The following is a 25,342-nucleotide window of genomic DNA, read 5'->3' as shown; positions in this document are numbered from 1 at the left end:
TTTTCTTATGAAAATTAGATACGCCGAATAAACACAGAACGGCTTCTAATTTCAATCTCCATAAATTATCTACAACACATTCCACGGAGTCTCAGCCAAAGGCTGATACTTCTCTTCCTGTGCCTTGATATCCAGATGAACCAACCCAAGCGGGGCCACACGCGGGTCAGGCTGGTCAGTGAGTTCACGGGTATCGAGGGTTACGAAATAATGCTTGCAGGATTCGCAGACATCCACACGTTCGTTCTGGCGTTCCTCAGACTGTAGGTAGCGGAGCTTTTCGATATCCTCATTTTCGCACCATGGGCAGGTGTTGCGCTTAAAACGCCATTCGTGCCCGCAGCCGGAACAGTGCAGCCAACGCTGACCGCCATGAGATTTAAGATAAGCATTGTCATCACCGGATTTCTTGAGCAGAGCCAGATCAGGAAAAGTAGCGCAAACCGGACAATATCCCTTATGCCAAGTCATATTTTCAATGGCCTTTGCCGCCTCCGGCTCCATGTGGACCATAAACGGCTTCAGTGCCAAGGTACCTATAAAGGCCAGAATCTGGTCATCAACCTTCCACTTTTCAATAACCGAACGCAGAAGTTTGCTATCCTCATTCCAAAGAGCCTTGGCAAGATCATTAAAATTTTCAACTTCGCCCACTGCAATAACGATCTCATCCACCTGCTTTGAAATCGCAGGAACACCTTCAACAACTGCACTTGCCACCAACATGAAAACTTCGCGGAACTTATCGCCGAGTTCGGGCAATTCCATATCCGCCATCAAAGCCACACCCTGCTCAAAGCGCGGAGCGTATGCTTCCGGCACAGTATAGCCGTCCCAGTCCGTCAGCAACTCTTCCGCCTTCTCCTGTGCAACAACCAGCGGCCCGAATGCATCAAAAATATTCTCAAGAGCAGGCATCTTTTTGCGCAATGCCAGCAATCCCGCCTGAACATCATGTTTCTTTTTATTACTCACTACTTATGCTCCTGAACTATTTGATGCGCTACGCGCTTTTTATATAAACTGTAGAAATTTGTTTAATTTGCCCCAAACTTAACAACCCCAGCGGCGAAGCCCTACTAAAAAGTTTTGAAGGGATGGGGTCTGGGGAAGGGAAACTTTTCCCAAAAGTTTCCCTTCCCCAGCCGCCGGAGGCACAATTTATCCAAACATACGTTTGGCTGGTTTAGCGAGATTAGCGAGAAACTCTTTGCGGGTTACGCCGTTGCCTACGCCGGAAGCGTCTGCAGTAACATACTCGTAGTAGAGTTCTGGCTTATCCTGCACCAGATAGATTACGTTGACTTCGTCAGCGTCGATTATTTCCGCGTTGGGATAGTCTTTCTTGACCCTTTCGAGGGCTTTTTCAGCAAGAGCGACCATCTCTTCACGATCACCGAAGTTCATAGTGCCGGTAGGACAGGTCTTGACGCAGACAGGCACAATTCCGGCCTGCTGACGGTCAATACACATGTCACACTTGGTCAACATACCGGAACCTGTGTTGCGGCGCGGGATGTTGTAGGGACACGCTTCAGTTATTTCCTGACACTCGTCAGCACTGAGCCGTTTGCTCTGGTCGGTGAAAAGAACTGCGCCGGTATCTTCATCCTTGATGACCGCGCCAGTCACGTACATATCACCGATATCCTTACAGGGAGGCACGTCGCAATGGCGGCACTGGTCGGGGAAGAAATACCACTCGACCTTACCGTTGATGCGATGCTCGCTGAAACGGACCAATTTATAGTTAAAGGGGTTCAGATCAGGTGGATTCTGATGCGAACCGCGCTGTTTTGTTTCTACCGCGGGCAGATCGTGCCATTCCTTACAGGCAACCTGGCAACCGCGACAAGCCGTACATCTGGAAGTATCAACAAAGAATGCTTTAGGCATTTTTTACTCCTTTGCAGACGGATTTTTCAATCCGGCCTAGTTGCGGGTTACTCTTCAATCTCGGTGAGCTTTTTCGCTTTGCGAACGTTCACCAGACAGGCCTTGTACTCGGGAATGGTGGTGTTAGGATCACCGACAGCCGGGGTAAGGCGGTTAGTGGCATCCCCTGCCCCTTTGGAGGTCCAGCCGAAACAGAAAGGCATACCGACTTCATGGACGGTCTCGCCTTTGATTTCAAACGGAGTCATACGCACAGTAACCATAGCGATAGCTTCAACTTTTCCGCGGATACTTTCAACGATAACGGGATCGCCGTTTGCAATTCCCTTTTCCTTGGCCAGTTCAGGGCTCATTTCCACGTACTGCTGCGGTTCTGCTTCAAGCAAGACCGGAGTGTTACGGGTATCACCGCCGCCGCACCAGTGCTCAGTCAAGCTGTAGGTGGTGAGGACGATGGGGAACCGCTCATCAGCAGGCTTGGCAAGCTTGTCCATATCACTGTACACGCGCTTGTAGACCGGACTGCTGAGCTGACGGGAGAAAGGATGGCTCTTGATAGGAGTTTCCACCGGTTCATAATGATCGGGGAAAGGACCATCCTGCAAGCCGGGACCGTAAAGCTGTCCGTGACCTTCCTTACGCATGATAAAGGGATAACGTCCCTTACCAGTTGCGTTCGGCGGCCATCCGCCATCAGGAATATCGCCTTCCCACTTGGAACCGTTCCATTCAATAACGGCCTTCTGCGGTGCCCAAGGCTTACCATTGGCATCAACAGAAGCACGGTTGTAGAGGATACGGCGGTTAACAGGCCAGCACCATGCATAGTTAGGATAGAGATTAATCTTGGCCTGCATGGGAGTCTGTTCCAGACTGCGACGCTTGGCCTTGTTGCCGCCTTCCTCAGTGTAACTGCCAGCGTAGAGCCAGTTAAATGAAGAGGTAGAACCATCATCAGCCAGAGCTACAAAAGAAGGTACCTGCTGGCCCTTTTTGTACTTCTTGCCCTTGAATTCAACGTCCTTGGTAAAACGGCCGTTAATGCGCTGGGCCATGTCTTCGGCATCGTAATATGCGGGCCAGTCAAGGGAAAGCAGAGGCTCAGGATATGCTCCGTTCTCTTTATTGTAGAGACGGCGTACGTGGTTGATAATATCCACATACATTTCACCCATACTCTTGGCTTCACCCATGGGGCGGCAGGCTTCATAATGCCAAAGCAGCCAGCGGCCACTATTGGAGATGGAGCCTGCTTTTTCCGCACGCTGGGCGGAGGGAAGCAGGAATACTTCTGTTTTATTCTGAGCAGGATCAATACCGGGACGGTGCCAGTTCTCGGAAGTCTCGGTGTGGTGAATCTCACCAACAACCAGCCAATCGAGATTATCAAGAGCCTTACGGGTCTTGTTGGAGTTAGGCACACTCATGGCCGGGTTGGTTCCGAATGTGAAACCACCTTTGATCTCGCCTTTATACATGCGGTCGAAGATGTAGATGTAGGAGTAATCCACACCGTCATCAGCCTTGGGCAGCATCTGATAGCCGAAGCCGTTATCAGTTGAGGCGTTCTCGCCGCGCCATGCCTTAAGCAGGGAAGCCATATATTTAGGCTTATGCTGCCACCAGTTGGCACTTTCAGAATCGTGGGAGACCGGGGTGGTCTTCTTCACGTAATCCTCATAAGACCCCATGCTGGCTTTGGGCATAGGCAGGTATCCGGGCAGAATATGCCAGAGGATACAATGGTCAGTGGAACCCTGTACGTTAGGCTCACCGCGCAGGGCGTTGATGCCGCCACCTGCTACACCGATGTTACCGAGCAGGAGCTGCAAGATGGCACTGGAACGGATGTTCTGAACACCAACGGTATGCTGGGTCCAGCCCAATGCGTACATGATGGTACCGGATTTATCTTTCTTACCTGTGGAAGAGTATTCCTTGTAGACCCGCATCAGGTTATCTTTGGAGACACCTGTGGTCTTGGAAACGTTGGACAGGGAATAGCGGGAGTAATGCTTCTTAAGCAGCTGGAATACGCAGCGGGGATGCTTCAGTGATTCATCGCGTTTGGGTACGCCGTCTTTATCCAGCTCAAAAGCCCATTTGGATTTGTCATATTTGCGGGCTTTCTTGTCGTAACCGGAGAAAAGTCCTTTGGAGAACTTGTAATCTTTACCGACGATAAAAGCTGCGTTGGTATAATTTGCAACGTATTCCTTAAAGAACATGTTGTTCTCAAGAACATAGTTGATCATACCGCCCATGAAGGGGATATCGGTTCCCGATCTCAGGGGGACGTGAAAATCACATCTCGCAGAAGTACGGGAGAATTTGGGGTCAACATGCATAACCGAGGCGCCTTTGTCCTTGGCCCGCAATACCCATTTAAAGGAGATAGGATGGTGCTCAGCGGCGTTACTACCTATGATTAAGATAGAGTCCGCATTTTCAATATCGCACCAGTGGTTTGTCATCGCACCGCGCCCGAACGACTCTGCCAGAGCCGCAACTGTTGCGCTGTGTCAGATACGTGCCTGGTGATCAAAATGCACCAGGCCGAGACCGCGTACACCCTGATGGACGACTGCACACTCCTCGTTATCCATCTGCGATGTACCAAGATGGAAAATTGATTCTACACGGTTAACTTCCTGGCCCTTATCATTGAACCGTTTGAAGTCTTCATCACGTGTTTCTTTTACGCGCTGGGCAATGCGATCAAGTGTCCATTCCCAGCTCTTTTCTTCCCATTTATCGCTGTAAGGAGCGCGATACAGGGGCTTTTCAATGCGGTGGTGGCTGTTATGCATGGAGAGCATAGCCGCACCCTTAGCACAGAGAGCACCTTCACTGACCGGGTAATCCGGATCACCTTCACAGCTGACAATCTTTCCGTCCTTAACATGGGCGATGAAATGACAACTGACCGAACAGAACGGACAGATAGAAATCACTTCTTTCGCGCCCTCAATCTTCAGCCCGGCAGCATAAGCCTGCGTCGGGGAAAGATCGAGTCCCAGCTGGCTCATACCGATACTTGCGACACCTACGCCTGCAAGTTTCATGAACCCTCGCCGTGAAATATTCATGGAACCTCCTCAGTTTAAATCAGGCTCACAAAACCGCGTAAACGCCTGACAATTACTTTGATGATCCCATAGAATATTACTAGTGAAATAAAGTCAATAAATTGAATATGTTAGATTTAGCACATATGAGTACTATTTATTCTCATGTAACTCCATGAGCCGCTCAACATCGTCCATGGAAAGGATCTCAATCTCTTTTGCAGCTAACAAAATATTCTTATCTTGCAAGCCCTTGATAATACGATTGATGCTACGCAGACTTGTACCCAAATAATTGGCGATTTCCTCTTTTGAAATCTGCAAAACCAACGAGCCGTGCTCCTCAAACTGCATCTTGATCATTTTCAGTACCGAGTATTCAAGAGGATAACTCAAATTCACCGCCGCCCTTCTGGTGAATGATTGCAAGCGGAAAGAAAGAATGCGGTTCACCAACAAGGCAAAACGGTGATTTTCCGCCAGCCATGTTTCATAATCAGCGGGCAGCACAGCAGCGACCCGGCATTCTCCCAAAGCAGTAACCGAACAAGCCGCCGGGGTTCCGGTCAGGGCCTCGACCTCGCCGAGCAATTTCCCAGGCCCTTCCAAGGCTACAAGGTACTCACTGCCCTTAGCCATGTTCAGATGCACCTTCATGCTTCCGCTTAGAATGATAAAAACCGCCTCCGGCACCTGCCCTTCCAGAATGATGAATTCACCCGGGTGCACCTCAATCTCGCTAAGTTTTTCCGGATTACTGCTTTTCCTTTCCCCGTAACTTTCAAGAAGCTCACGGGCTAATCCGTTCTCAATTTCCTTCATAATTATCCGTTCAGGACAAATGTCCTTTTTAAATTTTTCACCTTACCGTATCCCCATACAAACACAAACGGAGAAAACCAATGTTCATGAATAATATAAATGTAGTGGCCTTTGACGCTGACGATACCCTCTGGATCAACGAACCCATATTTCAGGAAGTCACAGCCGAATTTTGCAATATGTTTCCCACATACAATGAGCCGGACATAATCTGCAAGATGCTGGAAGAAACCCAGTCACGCACTATCCCGATTATGGGCTACGGCTCAAAGCCTTTTGTAATCGCCATGATCGAAACCGCTATACAGATCACAGGCGGCCACGACTGCGCTAAGGAGATCAACAGAATTATCGAGATAGGCAAAGAAATGCAAAGCCATCCCGTGGAACTGCTGGACGGTGTCGAAGACGTGCTCGACAAGCTCGCCGCTGATTTCAAGCTAATGCTCATCACCAAGGGCGATCTCATGGAGCAGGAACGGAAAATCCAGCGTTCCGGGCTGGCCGACTATTTTTCCTGCATTGAGATAGTCAGCGAAAAAGACGAGCGGACCTACAAGAAGTGCCTAGACTTCCACGACATCTGCAAGGATGAATTTGTGATGGTCGGTAATTCCGTAAAATCCGACGTACTCCCGGTGGTTAATATCGGTTCCAATGCAGTGCATATCCCCTTCCACACCACATGGTGCCATGAGTGCGTGGATGAGTCTGCGCTAAGGGGTAAGGATTATATAACTATGGAACATGCTAAAGAACTTATTCCGGCGTTACTGGCTCAGTAAATTTACTGCAAAGGAGACTGCATACTTGCCTGAAAGCCCCAAAAAGGAAAAGGATCATCCAACGCAATGGCAGGATGATCCTCACACTTAGTGCATTAAAAAACAGCGCAACTAATTGTGCTGCGCCTTTGAGAAAGTTATCTCAAGAATGACACCTCAAATTCAGGTGGATTCAAGACCTGTTTTTTAACAGTGCACTGGTCAATAGTGCGCATTAGAGGCTTTTCATACTTCTCGGGAAAATCTTGCGGAAGAGTAACTTCATAATTCACTTTAGAAACCCGCATTCCATTCTGGTCTGGATCGGATTCACAAACTAAACGGATTCCGAATCCATCGGTAGACAGATTTTTGCTTTCAAAAAAACGCTTAGCATACACACCAGCACAACAAGCCATAGAAGAGAAGAAGAGTTCAAAGGGAGTCTGAGCTTCATCCGCACCGCCATGATCAGCCGGAACATCAGTCAACACTTCATGCTCGCGTATCTTTGCTGAGATTTGCATCCCTTCTTTGAAAGTCAAATCTACCACTGTATTCATAATACTCTCCTTTTTTAGAATGAATTAAGACAAAGTATATACTTGTTTTTTGGAGTCAAGATCTAACCGCCAAAACACTAATTTTACTGCAACACACCCAAAGCACGTTAGATAACGCACTTGATAAGCTGGAAACCCTTTTGCAGCATACTCAAGGGCTAAACCAACCTGAAGTCGACCATGTATTTAACCTTGGCTACGGGATATAGTACACCGGGATTGATGAGTTTATGCTTAGTTTGCAGGAGATTATTGATGCGGAGACTGAAAATTGTATTGCGGCGAGGAATTCCAAATCCCCATAAACACAAATCCCCCACAAGAGCAGACGAGCAAGTAAAACCATGCTACTCTGCTTACCATAAATAATAGGGGGATTATCCATGAACCAGACAGTTATCCAACACTTGCTTGAACGGCTAAAAGAAATCGGAATAACAGATATCTTCGGGGTTCCGGGCGATTATGCCTTCCCGGTGAATGATGCCTTCTGCACAGATTCAGACTTCAACTGGATCGGCTGCTGCAACGAACTCAACGCAGCATATGCCGCTGACGGCTACGCCCGCATCAAAGGCAAATCCGCCGTCTGCACTACTTACGGCGTTGGCGAACTTAGCGCCATTAACGGTATTGCCGGATGCTATGCGGAGAACCTGCCTGTCTTCCATATCGTGGGTATTCCTAAATGCTCGGTGCAGCGCAACGGCAACCTTATCCACCATTCACTTGGCAACGGTGAATTCGACCTTTTTTATAAAATGACCCAACCTGTCGTCTGCGCCAGCACTATCCTTACAGCCGAAAATACCGTGGCAGAGGTGGAACGCTGCATCAATGCCGCGCTGACCAAAAAACAGCCCGTGTACATTGCTGTGCCTGCGGATGAAGCACTAAAAGAACTGGGCTGCACCAAACCACATACCTTGCCCATGCCTGTCAGCGATCAGAGTACCCTTGATACGGTCATTCCGCTCATCATCGAAAAGCTGAAAAATTCGAATAATGCTATCGCCATGGTCGGCGCGCTGATCGGACGCTATGAACTGCATGAACCGATGCTAGAATTCATTGATAAATCAGGCATGCCGTTTACTTCAATGTTCATGGCCAAGGGGACGCTTTCCGAGACGCATCCTAATTTCATCGGGGTCTATAACGGGCGCATTCTCGATGAAAAAGTGCAGCAGACCGTTGAATCCGCGGATCTGGTGGTCAGCTTCGGCACCATCCGTTCCGACATCAATACCGGGGCTTTTACCGTAAACCTTGATCCCGGACACGAAATTAAAATTCATCCTGACCGCGTCTGCATCGGGCATGCGGTCTATCATAATCTGCTTATGGAAGACGTGTTGCGCGAACTTTGCGGGCGCATTGAAAATCTTTCCCTGCCAATCCCCATGACCCCGCAAGGACTCGGCGAACCAGTGGGTAATCCCGAGGATGAAATCACCGCAGACTCACTCTACCCGCGCATTGAACGCTTTTTCGCACCGAATGACATCATCATGGGTGAAACCGGGACAGCATCAATGGGGCTGGTCAATTCCCGGCTTCCAGAAGATGCGGTTTTCTTTAACCAGACACTGTGGGGTTCCATCGGCTGGGCGACTCCGGCTGCTTTCGGTGCTGCCATGGCTGCCCCCAAGCGGCGCACCCTGCTGCTCACCGGGGAAGGCGCACACCAGATGACAGTACAGGAAATCTGCCAGTTTGCGCGCTTCAAACTCAAGCCCATAATTATTTGCGTGAATAATGACGGCTACCTCATCGAGCGGCTGCTCTGCGAAGATCCCTACATATATTATAATGATCTGGCCCAATGGAATTACAGTAAAGTGCCCGAAGCTCTGGGTATGGACGGCTGGTTCAGCGCAAAAGTGACGACCAATCGCGAACTGGAAGAGGCCTTGCAAAAAGCCGCAACAGCGGACAGCGGATGCTATATCGAAGTAGTAACCGGAATGATGGAAACGCCGGAAATGGGGCGAGTATTGAACGAAATTGTGGTGAAGGGACCGGGCTGGAAGGCTTAATATTCCACCTTGTAACCCGCGCATAAAAACAGGCCGTACATGTTGATCCATGTACGGCCCTTATTGATTTTCCTGACTCTTAACTCTCCCCGAAACTCCGAGACTTCCAAGGAAAAATCTCCTCCGCTCTAGCGCGGGCATCCTGCTCAACCTTGTTGAACCATTCGAAATACTTGTCACGCACGACCCGTCCAGCTTCGGTTAAGCGGTAGCCGCTGCGCCTGCTGCCTACCCGCTCCATGAGCTGGAATCCTAAGACCTGCTCGGTCTGTTTAATCTTGCCCCATGCGGCGCGGTAGGACATGCCCAGTTCCTCGGATGCTTTTTTGAGCGATCCGCAGGTTTCAATGCGGTCCAGCAGGAGCAGCCTGCCGTAGCCGAAGAAAACGCCCTCGCCTCCTTCCAGCCAGAGATGCAGCCGGATTGTGGGATTATGGGAATCCATTTCAGCCAATGCCGCAGTTGACCCCATTTCGGGCGGGTCGAGATTCTTATGCATACTCGCCTCCTATTTTCCAAAAGGACATTTGGGGAACGTGCAAACCTTGCACTCCATGCAGTAGCCGCCGTCAGCAAGCGATGCGAGATCATTGCGGGTCACATCCTGCCCAGCGATTACTTTGGGTAAGACAAGGTCCAGACTTGTGGTTTTGAAAAAGAGCGCGCAGGCCGGAACGCCGATTACTCTAGCCTCCCCGGCTTTAGCCAGCAGCAGCATGGTACCGGGGAGTACCGGAGCACCATACAGGAGGTCGGATACTCCGGCATCCACCAGGCCGTGGCGGGTCACATCATCAGGGTCAACAGACATCCCGGCGGTTGTGATAAGCAGGTCACAACCTTCTTTCATGAGGGAAAGGGCTGCGTCGCGAATCTCTTCACGGTCGTCCGGCTTAATGACAGAGCGGACTACTTCGCAGCCTAATGCCTGCACCTTTGCAGTGATGACAGACTCAAATTTATCGTCAATGAGACCGTTAAAAACTTCATCCCCGGTGATGAGGATACCAACCTTCTTGCGTTGCAGGGGAAGCACTTTGAATAACGGATCTCCGTCCAGTGCGGAAACAGCGCGGGAGAAATTCTCGCGGGAAAGATAGAGCGGGATGGCCCGTGTCCCGGCAATGCGGGTGCCCTCTTTGATCAGAGTACCGTTCTTACGGGCTGCAACCATCACATCGGGCACAAGATTGAAGCGATTCATCATTTCAAGATCGCTGACCAGCAGCCCGTCATGTTCGGCGAGCAGGGTGACCTTTCCCTCTTTCGGCTCGCCGTCGGTACAGATACCGTCCCCGGCCATGATCCGTCCGAAAGTCCGGGCGGCCTCGTTTTCGTGTACCCACTCCCCTTCGGGAATATCGCCTTCATCAACGTAAATATGGTTCTTGCCGATCATCTGGAGTCTACAGATATCGTGGGCGGTAAAATCGTGATTCTTGCGGAATTCCGGTCCCTTGCTTTCGCCGGGAACAATGCGGGTCATGTCATGAACTGCGGTCTTGCCTTCAGCTTCATCAACCGGGACAACTTTGAGTCCTTTGGGAAGCGGCGCAGTGGAAGCTTTGAGTCCGGCATCACGGCTGGCATAGGGGCTTTCACCCTGACACCCTCTACAGATGGCACCGAATGAACCGGGATAGGCGTCTCCGCAAATGGGGCAAGTGGTGATGCCGCCCTTGCTGCGCTTGATCATTGCTTCCTGCTTAATCTGCACAGCCTCGACTGAGCAGAAAGCAGCCCCCGCTTCCCTGATCTCAGCATGAAGCTTTACGGAATCCTGCTCGTGCTTGGGCCTGCGTTTGAAAAACCATGATTCGGTTTCGGGCCAGTCCTTAAGCTTCTCGGGGTCAACCCGGATACGCACACCCTCGCCAGTGTACTTATCATAAAGAGACAGGGCATAGACCCCGAGATTTTTAACTCTAAGCCAACCGTTACCAGTGCTGCATACAGTAAGCATCTGCACGGCATCCGGCAGACACCATGAGGTCTCGGAAATGGCATCGAAAATTGCACCTTCAGGAAGATGCCTGCGGGCCTCCTCCATCATATATCCGCCGAGAATAAGTCCCGGTGCGGGGCTACCGTGAAACCTGCGCGCAGCTTCGATAAATTCGTCATATGTATAAGGGCCGATGGAATCATCCCGGACCGGGGTATTTTCCTGACTGATGGCGGCTTCAAGATTCATGTTCTCTCCATATGCTTAAAAAACTTTAATTATGCCGTATGAGGCACAATTAAAGAAAGCAGGAGGGAACAGCAAAATTTACGGGATTGCGTACGGTTTGGAACAAAATTATTTTCATGTTTAATTTAAACACATTAACAAAAGTAGATCAAAAATAAGAAGACTGAAATAGATACACATAAGTAATTAATTAAACACTCACTCATGCTCTAAGCCTATCGATCATAAGGGATTTCATGCCTGCCCGAGTAGAATGTTTCTATATGTTAAAATAAACCGATACGCACAATCAAACCTGCCCCCTCTGCTGCAAATTCGCAAAACAATACATTAGACCTGCTTTAAACAACCCAACCCTCCGCTACATCACAAAAACCGATCACAAACACTTGAGATCATTTGTATTACCAATTGGACTCAACAATTATTCTATGATCATTTAATACCGATTTTCTAGGGCCCGCCTAACCGTAAAAAAGAATTTATCAATAAAAAAAGAGGACATAGCCATGAACCTGAAACCGTTCATTTCTTTTTCAGAATACAGTCTGGCAGAACTGGATGAATGGAAAAACAAAGGCGGCAAAGTTGCCGGAGTTTACTGCATCTATGCTCCCAATGAACTTATCCGGGCTGCGGGCATTGCCCCGGTCAGCCTGTGCGGAAAAAAGCAGGCCCCTATCAAGGATGCCGAACGGGAACTTCCGGCCAGCCTCTGCCCGCTGATCAAATCTAGTTACGGCTATGCGCTAACAGACTCCTGCCCCTTTTTCAGCTTCTCCGACATAATTATCGCTGAAACTACCTGTGATGGAAAAAAGAAAATGTACGAGCTGATGGAGACGATCAAACCGCTCCACCTCATGCAGCTCCCTCATACCCAAAAAGGTGAAGCACCCCTTAAATATTGGATGAGCGGCTTGCGTGAATTGGAAAAATTTCTCGTGGAATATTCCGGCATAAAAGTCACAGAAGAAGCTCTGCACAATGAAATTATTCTGCAAAACAAAATCCGCAAAGAACTTTACGAACTGATGATCCTCAGCGCGGACAGACGCTCCCCGCTCACAGCCCGGGAAATGCTTGCGGTGCAGGAAAGCAAAAGTTTTTCAATTTCTCCTGAAACATACCTGAAGCAACTACAGACCCTGCGCTCTGAAATGCATGAATATCTGGCCCGCCCGGAATTAGAAGCAAAGAAAGGCTTACGCATACTCCTGACCGGATGCCCGGTCGGTAAAGGGTCTGAAAAAGCTATCACCGTCACCGAGGAACTCGGTGCCCATGTGGTCTGCATGGAAAACTGTTCTGGCCTGAAGGGCCTTACCCTGCCCGTGCAGGAAACCGGAGATCCCTATGAAGCCATTGCCCGCCGCTATCTACAGGTCCCCTGTTCATGCATGAGCCCCAACCCCGGCAGACTGGAATCCATCAAGGAACTGGTTGAAACATTCGAGGTGGACGCGGTCATGGATCTGACCTGGCTGGGCTGCCATACCTACAATGCAGAGTCCACCACCCTGCGAAATTTTGTTGAAGATGAAATGGGTCTGCCTTTCCTGCACATCGAGACAGACTATTCTGAATCAGACATTGAGCAACTGCGGACCCGTATTGAGGCGTTCGTAGAGCTTGCTGAATAAAACAATTCAAGGAGATAAGGATGAACTTTAAAAGATTTTTTAACAAAGGATTTGTAATCCTCGCGGCACTGCTGCTGGCATGCAGCTTCAACGCCGGAGCTGCACAGGCTGCGAAGAGCAAACTTCCCAGCCTGTACATGGGATATATTTTTACCACCCATCACACCCCGATCATGGTCGCGGCAATTAAAGGCAAGGATTTCCATAATTCCGGTGCTTATCTGGAAGAAATGGTCCCCAAGCAAAAGTACAAACTCTTTTCCTCCGAAGGTAAACCGCTGGCTGTAATCAACCTTATTGTGTCTAAAAACGGTTCCGAAACAACCACTCTGTTCGCCATGAACCGTCTGGACCTAGGCCTTGCTTCCAGTACCGCATTCATGAGCGGTATCGACAAGGGCACCAAGATGAAAATCCTCTGCCCCCTGCATGTTGACGGCATGAGCATGGTTTTCCCCGAAGGCAGCAAAGTCAATGGTTATGCAGATGTGGCAGCCGCAATCAAGGCTTCAAAAACACCATTCAAAATTGGCTATCACTCCCCCACCAGCGCACCGCGCATTGCCTTTGAAGGCGCACTGCACAAGGCCGGTTTCAAAATAACCGGCAATCCCAACGACGCAGAAGCGGACATTCTCATGGTTGATCTCAAGTCCACTTCCAATCTCATCCCGGCACTGCTCAGCAAACAGGTTGACTGTTGGGTTGGTCCTGCGCCGCACCCCGTTGTCGCCGAACATAAACATGTTGGGCACATCGGCCTTGATTCACGCGATCTGCCGCCTGCCGGACACTGGACCGACTTCCCCTGTTGCGTAATGGGTGCCAGCGAGCAGATCATTACCGATCAGCCCGCAGTCGTTCAGGCCATGACCGATCTCATGACCGCAGCATCCAAGTGGAGCAATGCCAACAAAAAGGATACTGCCGCAATCTCCGCCAAATGGATCGGAGTCCCGGCTAAAGCAGTGGAAAAATCCAGCATCATCTACACTACCGATCCCACTGAAAACTGGCTCAAAGGTGAAGCTGAATTCCTGAGCATGCTCAACAGCATGAATAAATTCAAAGGCAAAATGAAAAACACGGATATCACCGCTGCAACTCCCATTTTGTTCGACTTCTCATTTGTTGAAAAAAGCCTAAAGAAATAAGATGCCTCCGGCGGCTGGGGAAGGGGAACTTTTGAGAAAAGTTCCCCTTCCCCAGACCCCATCCCCTCAAAACTTTTTAGTATGCTTCGCGTGTAACGCGCTAAGAAGACCTCCGAAACACGAACTGTCCAAAACCTTATAAAATTAAGTACTTATTTTTTAGGCAAACTCTTTTCTCCGCTATATCCCAAAGACAAACAATTAAAACGTTTTGGGATTCTTAAACCCTTTTGGAAAAGGGTTTAAGCCGCCGGAGGCAAAATCTATACATAAAACGCGTAGCGCACAAAATTCTTATGAAAACACGTGCTTTGTCACTTACTCTTCCTGTAATGGCCCCGGCTCTGCTGGCTATGGTCTGGATTGCTCTTGCGGAGCAAATCGGTAATCAGGTCATCCTGCCCGGCATAGAGCAGGTCGGCCATATCGTATTCAACCCCACTGAAGACCTGATCAGCATGGGTTCACTTGCAGGTAACGTTCTGGTCAGCCTTGTAAGGGTGATCATGGGCTATGCCCTTGCGGCAGCAGTCGCCATTCCGCTGGGTGTGGTCATGGGCTACTACGGCGTAATCTTCAAATTTTTCAATGGATTTCTGAATCTGTTCCGCCCCATCCCCCCGCTGGCGTGGGTGCCCCTGGTCATGGCCTGGTTCGGAATTTCCAGTCTTGCCACCATAAGCGGTGTGGAAACCGGACAGATATACATCTATCTGGACAACATAAAATTTGCCATGCTGTTCATCATCTTCATCGGCGCGTTCTACCCTATCTTGACTTCCACCATCCACGGTGTGCGCAATGTGAACAAAACCCTCATCGATTCCGCACGGGTGCTCGGGGCCAGCGAAAACCAGATTTTTCGTAAAGTCCTGCTCCCCGCAGCCATGCCTTCCATTATCACCGGGATGCGCATCGGGCTGGGCATTGCATGGATGTGTCTTGTTTCCGCAGAGATGCTTCCGGGATCACTTTCCGGCATCGGCTATATGATCACCCACGCCTTTACACTGGCGTCAACTGATATAGTAATTGCCGGAATGATCTCAATCGGAATTGTCGGGGCTGCTATGGATGCGGTATTCCGCCACATTGAACACAAACATTTTTCATGGCGCAGACAGGCGGACTAGATGAATCAAAAACTGGAACAAGTCATAGAAATAAACAGGCTGAGCAAGGAATTCACTACAGGACACGGAAATACCATCCTTGCCGTGGACAGCGTAAGTCTGCAAATTCCACGAAATTCCTTCACCTGCATTGTCGGGCCTTCTGGGTGCGGTAAATCCACCATCCTGCGCATTGCTGCGGGACTTGAGAAGAGTTCCGCGGGCACAGTCCACTACAATGGAAGCCCGGTCAGCAAACCTTGTGGGGAAATCGGCCTTGTATTCCAGGAATATTCCCTGTTCCCGTGGCTGAACGTGCTGGATAACGTCGCTTCCGGGCCGGAATTTGCCGGGGTTGATAAGGACAAACGTTATAAAGACGCGCTTCACTACATACGCATGGTCAACATGCTTGATTTCAAAGATGCCTATCCCCATGAGCTTTCCGGAGGTATGCGCCAGCGGGTGGCAATTGCCCGTGCCCTTGCCAACGAACCGGATGTCCTGCTCATGGATGAACCGTTCGGAGCACTCGATGCCCACACACGTATCCTGCTCCAAAAAGAGCTACTCAAAGTTTGGGAGATGACCCGCAAAACAATCGTACTGGTCACCCATTCGGTTGATGAGGCTATTTACCTTGCCGACCGCATAGTAATAATGTCCAGCCGTCCGGGCCGTATCCATAAAATTCTCGATGTTGAAATGAAGCGCCCCCGCAGCAGAGCCATGCCTGAATTCGGATCACTGACCGATTATATTCTAAAAGAGCTGGAGCACTAAAAACAGTCGTTGATTTTTATCCCCCGTCCTCTTAGTAAAGGCAGAAACCTAAACCAACCATCTGATTATCAGGGATAGAGATTATGCAAATCTGGGTCGATGCCGATGCCTGCCCCAAGGCCGTAAAAGAAATTCTGTTCAAGACTGTCATGCGCCGGGAAGTAAAACTTACCCTTGTAGCCAATCAATATATGACTATTCCCACATCCCCTTTCATTAATATGATCAAGGTCGGTGCCGGGTTCGATGTGGCGGACAATGAAATCGTCAAGCTGTGCAATCCCGGTGATCTGGTGATTACCGCAGATATCCCGCTGGCAGATAAAATCGTAGAAAAAGGTGCAACAGGCCTTAACCCGCGCGGAGAATTATACACCGAAGACAATATCAAATCCATCCTGAGCATGCGCAATCTCATGGAAGAACTGCGTAGCGCAGGAACTGTTTCCGGCGGCCCTGCGGCTTTCAGTCCCAAAGACAAACAAAATTTCACCAACCAACTGGACAAATACCTGACCCGCAGTTTGAATCGTAATTAACCAAACTCAAAAAAATACCCGTAAATATATACATCTCCTCCCCAAATCTGATACGATTTGTTTGAAACCCTGCTCCAAGCATCGAACAAACAAGGGAGGCCAGCATGACCGATCTCCATTTCTCAGACAAAAAGACTGCTGAAATACACCAACTGGAAAAGCTGAATCAGATTCTGGGTATTGCCGTTCAGGCCCCTTTTTACAAAAAACTGTACCAAGGAATTGAGCTGCCGCTAAAAAGTCTGGACGAGCTCAAGCAAATTCCGATTATCGACAAGCAGGTCCTTTGCACTGAGGGACAAGCCTGCAAAAAGGCCCTCTACACCCGCACCACCGGGGGGTTCTATAAATTTTCCACCGGAGGCACCTCCGGCAGAATGACCTTTGCCCGTTACGGACTGGATGAATTCCGGGAAGTCTGCGAAGGCGCGGCTTACGGCCTCATGGCCTGTGGCATCACCACTTCGGACGTGGTGGCCAACTGCATCCGGGCCGGGGCATTCTGGACCGGATTCCTGACCAGCTACCGCGCCCTTGAAATGATCGGCTGCAACATCCTGCCCATTACCGACAACCAACCCGTGGAGCGGACTCTTGATTATCTGGAAACCATGGCTCCGAACACCCTTTTCGGCATCTCGCCAACACTGGTCCAGATTGCTCAGGAAGCCACAAGGCGCGGTCTCAAGCTCAATATTGAAAAAGTAGCCTTTGCCTCCACACCCCTGACCACGGAACAGGAAAGTTACCTTTCTTCGGTCTGGCCGAACGCAACTTTTCACTCTGCGGGATACGGCGCAGCCGAAGTAGGGCCTATCGGTTTTCAGTGCGAACACTGCACCGGAACCGAACATCATATCCTGCTACCGCACTGCATTGTGGAACAGGACGATGACGGCGGAATCATCGCCACCTCCCTGATCCGAACCCTGCAACCAGCCATCCGCATGAAGGTGGGTGACAACATTGAATGGATGGAAGGGGAATGTCCTTGTGGTAGAACCAGCCCGCGCTTCAAACTGCTGCAACGTTCTGATGAAATCCTCGAATTCCAACATGATTCTATGTCTTTGGAACAAATCGGCTCCTGCCTCGGCAATTTCAGGGAACTGGCCCCGGTCTTTCAAATCAGACTGGACCTCAACGGGGAAGAAACTGACATCATCATCCGCGTAGAAGCCGCAGACAGCGATGCCGTGGATGATTACCAACTAACTTCCAAAGTCTACGAATGTTTAAGTGATGATATTCCGGCAGTTGGTGCAAACAGACAAAAAAACCGCATCCGGGCCTTCAAAATTCTGGTTGTACCTTCCGGCGGCATCCCGAGAGTAGAAACCACCGGAAAGATCCGCCGGGTTATTGATAAGCGGTTCATGTAATTTAAAACAAAGAGTCCAAAGCCCCTCTTTACCATGAGAGGTAAAGAGGGGCTTTGTTGTGGAAAATTACACCCGTGTAATTTTCAGGTAATGAGGACGCAAGAGTACTCCTCCATATTCCCCGGACATGAAAATTAATTTCAAAAACAAGGGGAAAACATGAAACTTTATAAAAAAGACACACCATTCACTTTTTCAAGGGACGCCATACGCTTTTTCTTTGCCGCCAATTTTTACATTGTGATGAAAATTCTAGGAATAGAATTTGAACTTGAAAGCGAATACATCGTACTTGGTTCCGTTATCATTTTCGGGCCATTCTTCTGTAGCTGGGCCTGCCCGTTCGGGAGTGCTTCCTATTTTGCCACCCGCATCGGCAATAAGCTCTTCCCAAAACTGCAATTCAATATCCCCCAGCCATACGACAAATGGCTACGCATGCTGCGTTACCCACTGTTGGGATTTTTCCTTTATCTGTTCTTCATCAAAGGGGTCAGCTATTTCGGGGACCACATCGTGATGTACAAATCCACCGCATTTTCGTGGAATTTCATCAAGGCCAAACATTTTGCGGTCCTGCTGGTTCCCTTATTTATTCCTAACTTCTTTTGCAAATACATGTGCTTTCAAAAAGCCGGATACAACCTGATCAACAAGGTCTGCAAACTCTGCAAAATCAAAAGAGATACTGAAACCTGCATCGATTGCAAAAAATGCGACCGGGTCTGCCCCATGCAGGTCAATCCTTCATCTAAAAAAGAAATCTGCGGTGATGACTGCCTAAGCTGCTACAATTGTCTGGATAATGTCTGTCCATCCAAAGCAAACGCTCTTTCACTTGAATTCCTTGGCCGCAAAGTCAACCCGTCAATGTTCTCAGCTCTCGCTATAGGCGTATATCTGGTTGCCAGCTATCTGGTCTTATTCGTATATCACTGGTAAAGATACAGGCAGTGCGGCCAAGTAAGACCGCACTGCCATGCAAAGGAGCTTGCGTTGCGGATACTGATTGTTGAAGACGATATAACCATTGCCGACTATATTGCCCAGGGATTGCGCGAATCCGGTTTTACAGTGGATCATGCTGCTGATGGAAACGACGGCCTAAACTTCGCCCTGAGCACTGAATATGACGCAGCAATAATAGACCTCATGCTTCCGGGCCGCGACGGACTGAGCATAATTGCTGAAATGCGGGGCCGCGCAATGGAAACTCCAGTGCTAATCCTCAGTGCCCGACAAAGCGTGGACGACAAAGTCTCCGGACTTCAGGCCGGGGGCGACGATTACCTGACCAAGCCCTTCTCCTTTGCCGAGCTTCAAGCCCGTTTACAGGCCCTTATTCGCAGATCATCCCGAACACCGGCAGATTCCAAATTGCAAGTCGGTGACCTAATACTAAATCGCTTCACCCGCGAAGTCAGCCGTGATGGTACGCATATTATCCTTCACGCAAGGGAATATGGACTCTTGGAATATATGATGAATAATGCCGGACGGGTCGTCACCAAAACAATGATCCTCGAGCACATCTGGGATTACAGCTTCAACCCGCAGACCAACGTGGTGGAAGTGCTCATGCACCGTCTGCGCTCAAAAGTGGATAAGCCTTTTGCCAATAATCTGATTTCCACAATCCGCGGGGTCGGTTATGTGCTCACTGACAAAAAGGATTAAAAAACACCTTTCTTCCTCACGGATAATCACCTCATATTTCCTACTCTTTGTTGCCAGCACGCTCTGTTTGTTCGCACTGAGCACACTCATGCTTGATTTTTACCTGACCCAGATGGAACGCGAACGCATAAATGAACGTGTTCAATCTTATAAAAACATTTACGAAAACAAAGACTTCTCTTCCCTCCTTAAAACAATCCGCGCCCAGCATCAGGCTAATAGATTCAGCAATATTTTTATTTATATTACAGACGCGAACGGCAAAACCGTCTGGCTGACCATACCGCAGGAACTTGACGAACTGGAGTGGACCCCACTCCAACTAAAGGCCATACCAAATCAACCCGGATGGCACCCGCTGGATCTGCCCACAATGAATGATCTGGATATTCTCGTTACCCCGCTTAAAACAGGATACACCCTGCATACCGGACGCACTACCGACCGACAGGAATTCATGGTTGAAGGACTGCAAAGTGTATTTATGATCGTCCTTGGCGGAGTGATCATTCTAGGTATCATCGGGGGGATAATGTTTTCCCGTCATGTGCTGCGCCCGGTTCGAGAGCTGGCCGCGACGGCAAAAAAAGTTTCTTCCGGCGACATGAAAAGTAGGGTTCCGATCTTTGAGAAAAGCGGAGAAATACGCGAGCTGACCGAACTTTTTAACCTCATGATGGAACGGATTGAAATCCTGATCACTGCCATGCGCGACACTTTAGGCAACGTCAGCCACGATTTAAAAACCCCACTGGCCCGCATGAAGGCCCGCATTGAGCAAGCCATACTCTCTGACGCTTCCGCAGAAGAGCAGCGTGAAGTGCTCATGGATTGCGCCGAAGATATTGAACGAATTGATAAGCTAATCAACATGCTCATGGACATTACCGAAGCTGAGACAGGACAGATGCATCTTTCCCCGGAACCTCTTTCCTGCTCGGAAATAATTAATGAAACTATTGATCTCTATGAAATAATTGCTGAAGACCGAAACATCCACATAACCAATCGTGCAAATAATTATATGATTTCAGCAGACCGCCAGCGAATATTACAGGTTATCGGAAACCTGACCGATAACGCCCTTAAATACACTCCCGAAGGCGGTAAGATTATTTTCAAAACCGGACTTGAAGACAAATTCACAGTAATTTCCATTCAAGACAACGGGCCGGGTATCCCGAAAGAAGAACGAGACCGCATTTTCGAAAAGCTGTATCGGGAAGACAAAAGCCGCTCCACAAAAGGCGTAGGACTGGGCTTAAGTTTAGTCCGCGCAGTAATGCAGGCCCATGGAGGCAGCGTAACTGTTCACGATGCCCCGGAAGGCGGCAGTCTTTTTGAAATCCGTTTTCCAAGAAACTAAAAATTACACCCGTGTAATTTCCGGGTAAGCAACAGGCAATCCCCATTTTCCATAATGTTCTCACCAAACAAAAAGGAGAACCATCATGGATAAAACAGTTTTTAAAGAAGTACTCATAGTTTTCTGCGCCGCAAGCATCATAAGCCTCGGCTCTATTTCCGCCATTGCTGATGATTTATTCAGCGATGACTACATCAAAAGCGCAGACTACATCATGAAATCTACAAAAGTTGGCAACTGCACCCTTGCAACATTAATCAGCAAAGCTGAAAAAGCAGCTCAGGGAATTGCCATTGAAGTGGAAATCGAAGAGAGCGATAGTGGGGAAAACTATGTAGAAATTGACGTTCTCCGTCAGAAAGACATTGTTCAGGTCCAATGTTCGCTCATAACCGGAGAAATTCTTGATATCAGTCAACCTGAATTCATACCAAGTCTGATTGAAAAACTCTGTAATTATTATGATTCAATCAAGGATGATCAATTGGGCATGGCACAAGCTATCCGACAGGCAGAGCTAACCACCTGTAGCACAGCCTATAGGGCGGAATTTGAAAATATTGATGGCGTGCTATACTACCAGATCCACCTTTTCACCCCGCAAAGGACCATCATGGTTATGCTCGACCCGAAAAGCGGAAGGGTCCTCAGCCACCGGGATATTGAACGCCGGGATGACGATGACCATTAAACAACTATAAAATAAATAGACCAAGGGCGGAATGTTTCCGACATTCCGCCCCACTACAATCCTTCAAAACAAAACCTAAATAACTTCATCCACCCCCTGCACCATCATCATCTTAAATAAAAGCTCAATAAATTTGCCGGAAACCACATCGGGCAAGGAAAACGCGGGCAATCTATCCTCCTGCATGGCCCCGGTGCAGGCGAACCAGATTTCCCTCGAAATTTTATCCAGTCCGGGACTGAGCACATCACGCCACAACTGCCCGTTCTCGGAACTACCCAATCCGAAAGCACGGCATTGCAAGGGCCGATAATCAAAAAGTCGGCATTTCCCATTTTCCAGCAACGGACAGGCAGAATCCACACCGGAAAGACAAAAACCGGCTTCATTGTCGCTGGACAACTCCCGCATGGCCCTTTTTTCAGCCCGTGCAGTAACCACAGCTTTTTCAATCACCGCCAGCCGATCTTCATGGGTCAACTCAAGATTCACACAATGGCTCAGATGAAGGGCCTCAGCCAGAGTCATGCTCAAAGGAGTCCGGCAGCAGCGATCATGGTCCTGTCCGCATTGCTGTAAATCTTTAAATTTAACGGCCCGCTGCTCAACCTTGCCTGCCAGTTCAAGGTAATCATTAAAAAATGGGGAGAGATCGACCTTCCGCTTGAATTCTACGCTGGGGATACGCGCGGTAAGCCTGCCACTCCTGCGCCCATATTTGCGGATGGTCCACCACTGGGAAAAATTTGCGGGCTTGGAACGCAGAGCCTTCATCTTGCGCCCGGCAAGCTTGTGCCCCAGCCCACGCCGCAACAGGTAAGCATTAAGCACAGTTCCGGTCCGGCCGATGCCGTGGCGGCAATGGATAAGCACCTTCTTACCCAGATAAATGGCTTCATCAAGCCATTCAAGCCCGTTTTCCAGTTCCACCAGCCCCGGCGCTTCTTCGTCCTCAAGGGGCAGGTAATAAACTTCAAATCCGGCACTTTGCTCGATTTCATGCAGGTCGCAGAACTCACCGCAAAGATTGATAATCCCATCAATCCCCTGCGCTTTTAGGGAATTAAGCTGGGCATGGCTCATGGGTGCACATCCTACCGCAAGCTGATCGGTAACCCACGTGGGCTTATAGGCATGACCGTTATTCTGCTCAACCATCAATCCCCTCCACTGAGGATATAAAATTCTTAAGCTCCGCATCCACCTGTGCGGAATTCTCCAGCCGCATATCCATCATCCGGGTAACCGCCATCAAATATCCCAGAACGATAAGCTGCTGCGCTGTAGCTCTTGAATCGAGACGGGAACTAAATGCCGAGAGCGTATCCCCGCGCATTTCAGTTTCAAATCCATAATACTCAAGAGCCTTAGCTATGAATTCCAGCCGCAGGACCCGGTTATCAAATCCAGCCCCGCCGCCCTTGAAACGAAACTTGATATAATTCTGACCGGAAACCGAGCCGCACAGAGAATCAACCTCGGAAAAATGATATCCGAAGCGAACAAGCAGATGCAGATAATCTTCCGCCAGCAGACCGTAACTGGCAAGCAATTTAGAATCCTTGCTGAAGATCCCGGCAGACATTCGGTCGAATTCCTCCCAGTCCACATGGGTCATTTTCTCGGGCCAATCCACCCGCTTATCTGCAAGCCCTTTCCAAAAGGCCTGCATAGGAATGCTTTGTATGTCATCAGGAAGAATTTCTTTCTTCTGTCCAACACCAGAATTAAGCCCCTGCTCCAGATCAATAAGGTACACCACCAACGGTAGAGAGGTTGCAAGCCGCTTTGAATTGCCCATGCCCAACCCGCGCTTATCCACTAATAAAAACATCTCCTGCACTGCCATCTCATGGCAGTAACGCACAAGATCATGCAGAGAATCACACCCGGCCGGATTAAAATTTTCGCCTTGAGGATCAACTAATTTCAGATGAACCATCGGTGCAACCATTTCTTTATACAAATCAAGAATACGAGGCGAAACCTGCGCATCCACGCAACTGCGGGTCAGCACATCCTCCACGCAGCCGTCATAAACTGCCCCGGCCATACCATCTACAGTAACCAACTGCCCCGGTTCAAAACAGTCCATAACATCCCCTACCAACACAGGAATTCCCCTCTCCCTTGCCACAGAACCGAAATGACTGGCCCGGCTTCCGGCAGCGGAGAGCACACCGTTCATTTTTGCGGCAAAAGTGAGCAAAGAAGGCTTCAAGGCCGGAGTAACTACGATGGCACCTTCAGGAATCCGGGCGATATCCTCACCGCTGTGAGCAAAATAAATCTCACCGCAACCCGCTCCCCGGGCAGCCCGTTCAAGACCTTCGAGAACAGGCATTGCCGCGATTGGTGCTGGTTCGGCTCCCAGCCCCTCCGCTTCCTGCTGCAAAGGACGAGTCTGAAGAATATGAAACTGCCCATCCTGATCCACGGCCCACTCCATATCCTGCGGACAACCGAACTGCTCTTCCAGCTTCAAAGCGCATTTTGCCAATTGAATGAGCATATGTTCATCAGGCAACCCTGAACGATCAAAAGCACACTCACTGACCAAACGGGGTTCCCTGCCGCGATGCAGTGAGCCCTTAACCGGGACAACACTGCCATCCACAAGAGAACCTCCAAGACCGGACACTCCGTAAATCCCCACACTGTCCCGGCTGAGGCAATCCGGGTCCATGGAATAAACAACCCCGGAACTGCGGGCATCTATCATGGGCACAATAAGCACAGCCATGGCAGTGTCGTTATCAGTCAACCCGTTGGAAATGCGATAGGAAACAGCACGGGGGCAATATTTACCGGCCAGCACACGCTTGTATGCTTCCAGCACATCGTCAGGATGCACATAAAGTTCGCTGGCATACTGTCCGGCAAATGAAATTTCGCTGTCCTCAGCCAAGGCACTGGAACGTACGGCCAGCCAGCCTGTCCCGTCCAGATAGGTTTCTAGCCCACGCTGAATTTCTCCGGCCACGCCGGGCGGAACTTCTCCATCAAGAACAAGCTCCTGAAGCTCAAGAGTCAGTGAAGAAAGCAACCGCACATTGCCCACTTCCATGCGACACAGCATTTTGTTGACAGCCTCGCGCAGGTTGTTGTGCTCAAGATAAGAATGAAAAGCATTGGCAGTGACAACAAACCCGGGAAGAGCTTCCACATGCCCCAGCTCATGCACCCGCCCGAGATTAGCACCTTTTCCTCCGGCTAGTTGCGGACACTCCCCGGCAACAGCCAAAGGCACAGTGTACGGCGGTTCTGAATCGGGAACCGACAGGACTACGGCATTGCGAGCAACTAAATCAATACGTTGAAATTCAGACAACAACTCGTGAAATCTGTGCGGATGCATTTCCTGCAATTCCCCGATCATGCCGTAAACAGCTTGCGCCAGCTGATTTTGCAGACAATTGACCTGCATTCGATCTGAGAGTTTCCTGCCGTAGAACAATTCTTCAAGGTCAGCCACAAGATCGAGAGCCTGCGAATCGTATTCCAACAGAATTTTGAATGCTTCATATTTCCGTTGCAACAAAGCCCGCGGGGCCAGCAAAGATTCAGCCCAGAATTTTAAACTCTTTAATGAAAGCATCAGTTCTCCGGGACAGGCTTGAGGTTAAAATTTCAGCCATGCAGACAGGCT

The 25,342-nt window shown here is 49.4% G+C and carries 22 protein-coding genes and 1 pseudogene; 13 read left to right on the top strand and 10 right to left on the bottom strand.

From position 1 onward, the window contains the following. Window positions 1-69 precede the first annotated feature (69 nt). The 5 genes from fdhE to D0S45_16570 form a co-directional block, all read right to left on the bottom strand. A complete protein-coding gene (gene fdhE, locus D0S45_16590; protein ID TIH12983.1) occupies window positions 70-918 on the bottom strand; it encodes a formate dehydrogenase accessory protein FdhE in 849 nt (282 codons plus the stop codon). 243 nt (window positions 919-1,161) lie between these two features. Then, window positions 1,162-1,896, bottom strand: coding sequence for a 4Fe-4S dicluster domain-containing protein (locus tag D0S45_16585; protein TIH12939.1), 735 nt, complete (start codon window positions 1,894-1,896; stop codon window positions 1,162-1,164). Window positions 1,897-1,943: 47 nt separating this feature from the next. Next, window positions 1,944-4,370, bottom strand: coding sequence for a formate dehydrogenase-N subunit alpha (fdnG, locus tag D0S45_16580; GenBank protein ID TIH12938.1), 2,427 nt, complete (start codon window positions 4,368-4,370; stop codon window positions 1,944-1,946). Window positions 4,371-4,418: 48 nt separating this feature from the next. Then, the gene (locus D0S45_16575) at window positions 4,419-4,985 is read right to left on the bottom strand and encodes a twin-arginine translocation signal domain-containing protein (protein TIH12937.1); all 567 of its coding nucleotides are present in this window, start codon (window positions 4,983-4,985) and stop codon (window positions 4,419-4,421) included. A 132-nt stretch (window positions 4,986-5,117) separates the two neighbouring features. Next, entirely contained in the window at window positions 5,118-5,786 is a 669-nt protein-coding gene (locus tag D0S45_16570) for a Crp/Fnr family transcriptional regulator (GenBank protein TIH12936.1), read from the bottom strand. A gap of 86 nt (window positions 5,787-5,872) precedes the next feature. Here D0S45_16570 and D0S45_16565 point away from each other — a divergent pair, with 86 nt between their 5' ends. Further along, window positions 5,873-6,571, top strand: a complete 699-nt coding sequence (locus D0S45_16565; GenBank protein ID TIH12982.1) for an HAD family hydrolase — start codon at window positions 5,873-5,875, stop codon at window positions 6,569-6,571. Between the two features lie 137 nt (window positions 6,572-6,708). On the opposite strand, the gene D0S45_16560 is transcribed toward D0S45_16565, so the two are convergent. Then, window positions 6,709-7,113 (bottom strand): osmotically inducible protein OsmC, encoded by a 405-nt coding sequence (locus D0S45_16560; protein ID TIH12935.1) that lies wholly within the window; start codon window positions 7,111-7,113, stop codon window positions 6,709-6,711. A 116-nt stretch (window positions 7,114-7,229) separates the two neighbouring features. Here D0S45_16560 and D0S45_16555 point away from each other — a divergent pair. Beyond that, a pseudogene (locus D0S45_16555) lies at window positions 7,230-7,319 on the top strand (phosphohydrolase). Window positions 7,320-7,496: 177 nt separating this feature from the next. Continuing rightward, on the top strand, window positions 7,497-9,152 hold the full coding sequence (locus D0S45_16550) for an alpha-keto acid decarboxylase family protein (protein TIH12934.1): 1,656 nt from the start codon (window positions 7,497-7,499) through the stop codon (window positions 9,150-9,152). Window positions 9,153-9,231: 79 nt separating this feature from the next. On the opposite strand, the gene D0S45_16545 is transcribed toward D0S45_16550, so the two are convergent. Both D0S45_16545 and D0S45_16540 read right to left on the bottom strand, forming a co-directional pair. After that, window positions 9,232-9,651: a LysR family transcriptional regulator gene (locus tag D0S45_16545; protein TIH12933.1), complete on the bottom strand. Its 420-nt coding sequence runs from the start codon at window positions 9,649-9,651 to the stop codon at window positions 9,232-9,234. A 9-nt stretch (window positions 9,652-9,660) separates the two neighbouring features. After that, window positions 9,661-11,346: a trehalose-binding protein gene (locus D0S45_16540; GenBank protein ID TIH12932.1), complete on the bottom strand. Its 1,686-nt coding sequence runs from the start codon at window positions 11,344-11,346 to the stop codon at window positions 9,661-9,663. Window positions 11,347-11,855: 509 nt separating this feature from the next. On the opposite strand from D0S45_16540, the gene D0S45_16535 reads away from it, so the two are divergent. The 10 genes from D0S45_16535 (at window position 11,856) to D0S45_16490 (ending at window position 21,693) form a co-directional block, all read left to right on the top strand. After that, window positions 11,856-12,989, top strand: coding sequence for a 2-hydroxyacyl-CoA dehydratase (locus D0S45_16535; protein TIH12931.1), 1,134 nt, complete (start codon window positions 11,856-11,858; stop codon window positions 12,987-12,989). A gap of 20 nt (window positions 12,990-13,009) precedes the next feature. After that, window positions 13,010-14,143 carry an ABC transporter substrate-binding protein gene (locus D0S45_16530; protein ID TIH12930.1) on the top strand — a complete coding sequence of 378 codons (1,134 nt, stop codon included), beginning with the start codon at window positions 13,010-13,012 and terminating at the stop codon, window positions 14,141-14,143. Window positions 14,144-14,439: 296 nt separating this feature from the next. After that, a complete protein-coding gene (locus D0S45_16525; GenBank protein ID TIH12929.1) occupies window positions 14,440-15,276 on the top strand; it encodes an ABC transporter permease in 837 nt (278 codons plus the stop codon). After that, on the top strand, window positions 15,277-16,038 hold the full coding sequence (locus D0S45_16520) for an ABC transporter ATP-binding protein (protein TIH12928.1): 762 nt from the start codon (window positions 15,277-15,279) through the stop codon (window positions 16,036-16,038). An 83-nt stretch (window positions 16,039-16,121) separates the two neighbouring features. Continuing rightward, window positions 16,122-16,577 (top strand): YaiI/YqxD family protein, encoded by a 456-nt coding sequence (locus tag D0S45_16515; GenBank protein ID TIH12927.1) that lies wholly within the window; start codon window positions 16,122-16,124, stop codon window positions 16,575-16,577. A gap of 104 nt (window positions 16,578-16,681) precedes the next feature. Then, the gene (locus D0S45_16510; protein TIH12926.1) at window positions 16,682-17,959 is read left to right on the top strand and encodes a phenylacetate--CoA ligase family protein; all 1,278 of its coding nucleotides are present in this window, start codon (window positions 16,682-16,684) and stop codon (window positions 17,957-17,959) included. A 159-nt stretch (window positions 17,960-18,118) separates the two neighbouring features. Next, window positions 18,119-18,901, top strand: a complete 783-nt coding sequence (locus tag D0S45_16505) for a 4Fe-4S binding protein (protein ID TIH12925.1) — start codon at window positions 18,119-18,121, stop codon at window positions 18,899-18,901. Between the two features lie 54 nt (window positions 18,902-18,955). Next, on the top strand, window positions 18,956-19,636 hold the full coding sequence (locus tag D0S45_16500) for a DNA-binding response regulator (protein ID TIH12924.1): 681 nt from the start codon (window positions 18,956-18,958) through the stop codon (window positions 19,634-19,636). Beyond that, a complete protein-coding gene (locus D0S45_16495; GenBank protein ID TIH12923.1) occupies window positions 19,611-21,002 on the top strand; it encodes a HAMP domain-containing protein in 1,392 nt (463 codons plus the stop codon). Before D0S45_16500 ends, D0S45_16495 begins: the two co-directional genes overlap by 26 nt. Window positions 21,003-21,087: 85 nt before the next feature. After that, window positions 21,088-21,693, top strand: a complete 606-nt coding sequence (locus D0S45_16490) for a hypothetical protein (protein TIH12922.1) — start codon at window positions 21,088-21,090, stop codon at window positions 21,691-21,693. A 75-nt stretch (window positions 21,694-21,768) separates the two neighbouring features. Here D0S45_16490 and D0S45_16485 read toward each other — a convergent pair whose 3' ends face one another. Then, complete coding sequence (locus tag D0S45_16485) at window positions 21,769-22,851, bottom strand: phosphatase (GenBank protein TIH12921.1); 1,083 nt, start codon at window positions 22,849-22,851, stop codon at window positions 21,769-21,771. Further along, complete coding sequence (locus D0S45_16480) at window positions 22,844-25,291, bottom strand: pyruvate, water dikinase (GenBank protein TIH12920.1); 2,448 nt, start codon at window positions 25,289-25,291, stop codon at window positions 22,844-22,846. Before D0S45_16480 ends, D0S45_16485 begins: the two co-directional genes overlap by 8 nt. Window positions 25,292-25,342: the final 51 nt, after the last annotated feature.

Origin of the sequence: Marinifilum sp. JC120, assembly GCA_004923195.1 — a bacterium.
Taxonomy (GTDB): Bacteria; Desulfobacterota; Desulfovibrionia; order Desulfovibrionales; family Desulfovibrionaceae; genus Maridesulfovibrio.
Note: the sequence above shows the minus strand (reverse complement) of the source record. Positions and strands in the feature narration are given on the sequence as shown.

Coding starts and splice junctions, on each gene's coding strand:
- fdhE (TIH12983.1), bottom strand. CDS start 918: ATGCCTGCTCTTGAGAATATTTTTGATGCATTCGGGCCGCTGGTTGTT.
- D0S45_16585 (TIH12939.1), bottom strand. CDS start 1,896: ATGCCTAAAGCATTCTTTGTTGATACTTCCAGATGTACGGCTTGTCGC.
- fdnG (TIH12938.1), bottom strand. CDS start 4,370: ATGACAAACCACTGGTGCGATATTGAAAATGCGGACTCTATCTTAATC.
- D0S45_16575 (TIH12937.1), bottom strand. CDS start 4,985: ATGAATATTTCACGGCGAGGGTTCATGAAACTTGCAGGCGTAGGTGTC.
- D0S45_16570 (TIH12936.1), bottom strand. CDS start 5,786: ATGAAGGAAATTGAGAACGGATTAGCCCGTGAGCTTCTTGAAAGTTAC.
- D0S45_16565 (TIH12982.1), top strand. CDS start 5,873: ATGAATAATATAAATGTAGTGGCCTTTGACGCTGACGATACCCTCTGG.
- D0S45_16560 (TIH12935.1), bottom strand. CDS start 7,113: ATGAATACAGTGGTAGATTTGACTTTCAAAGAAGGGATGCAAATCTCA.
- D0S45_16550 (TIH12934.1), top strand. CDS start 7,497: ATGAACCAGACAGTTATCCAACACTTGCTTGAACGGCTAAAAGAAATC.
- D0S45_16545 (TIH12933.1), bottom strand. CDS start 9,651: ATGCATAAGAATCTCGACCCGCCCGAAATGGGGTCAACTGCGGCATTG.
- D0S45_16540 (TIH12932.1), bottom strand. CDS start 11,346: ATGAATCTTGAAGCCGCCATCAGTCAGGAAAATACCCCGGTCCGGGAT.
- D0S45_16535 (TIH12931.1), top strand. CDS start 11,856: ATGAACCTGAAACCGTTCATTTCTTTTTCAGAATACAGTCTGGCAGAA.
- D0S45_16530 (TIH12930.1), top strand. CDS start 13,010: ATGAACTTTAAAAGATTTTTTAACAAAGGATTTGTAATCCTCGCGGCA.
- D0S45_16525 (TIH12929.1), top strand. CDS start 14,440: ATGAAAACACGTGCTTTGTCACTTACTCTTCCTGTAATGGCCCCGGCT.
- D0S45_16520 (TIH12928.1), top strand. CDS start 15,277: ATGAATCAAAAACTGGAACAAGTCATAGAAATAAACAGGCTGAGCAAG.
- D0S45_16515 (TIH12927.1), top strand. CDS start 16,122: ATGCAAATCTGGGTCGATGCCGATGCCTGCCCCAAGGCCGTAAAAGAA.
- D0S45_16510 (TIH12926.1), top strand. CDS start 16,682: ATGACCGATCTCCATTTCTCAGACAAAAAGACTGCTGAAATACACCAA.
- D0S45_16505 (TIH12925.1), top strand. CDS start 18,119: ATGAAACTTTATAAAAAAGACACACCATTCACTTTTTCAAGGGACGCC.
- D0S45_16495 (TIH12923.1), top strand. CDS start 19,611: ATGTGCTCACTGACAAAAAGGATTAAAAAACACCTTTCTTCCTCACGG.
- D0S45_16490 (TIH12922.1), top strand. CDS start 21,088: ATGGATAAAACAGTTTTTAAAGAAGTACTCATAGTTTTCTGCGCCGCA.
- D0S45_16485 (TIH12921.1), bottom strand. CDS start 22,851: ATGGTTGAGCAGAATAACGGTCATGCCTATAAGCCCACGTGGGTTACC.
- D0S45_16480 (TIH12920.1), bottom strand. CDS start 25,291: ATGCTTTCATTAAAGAGTTTAAAATTCTGGGCTGAATCTTTGCTGGCC.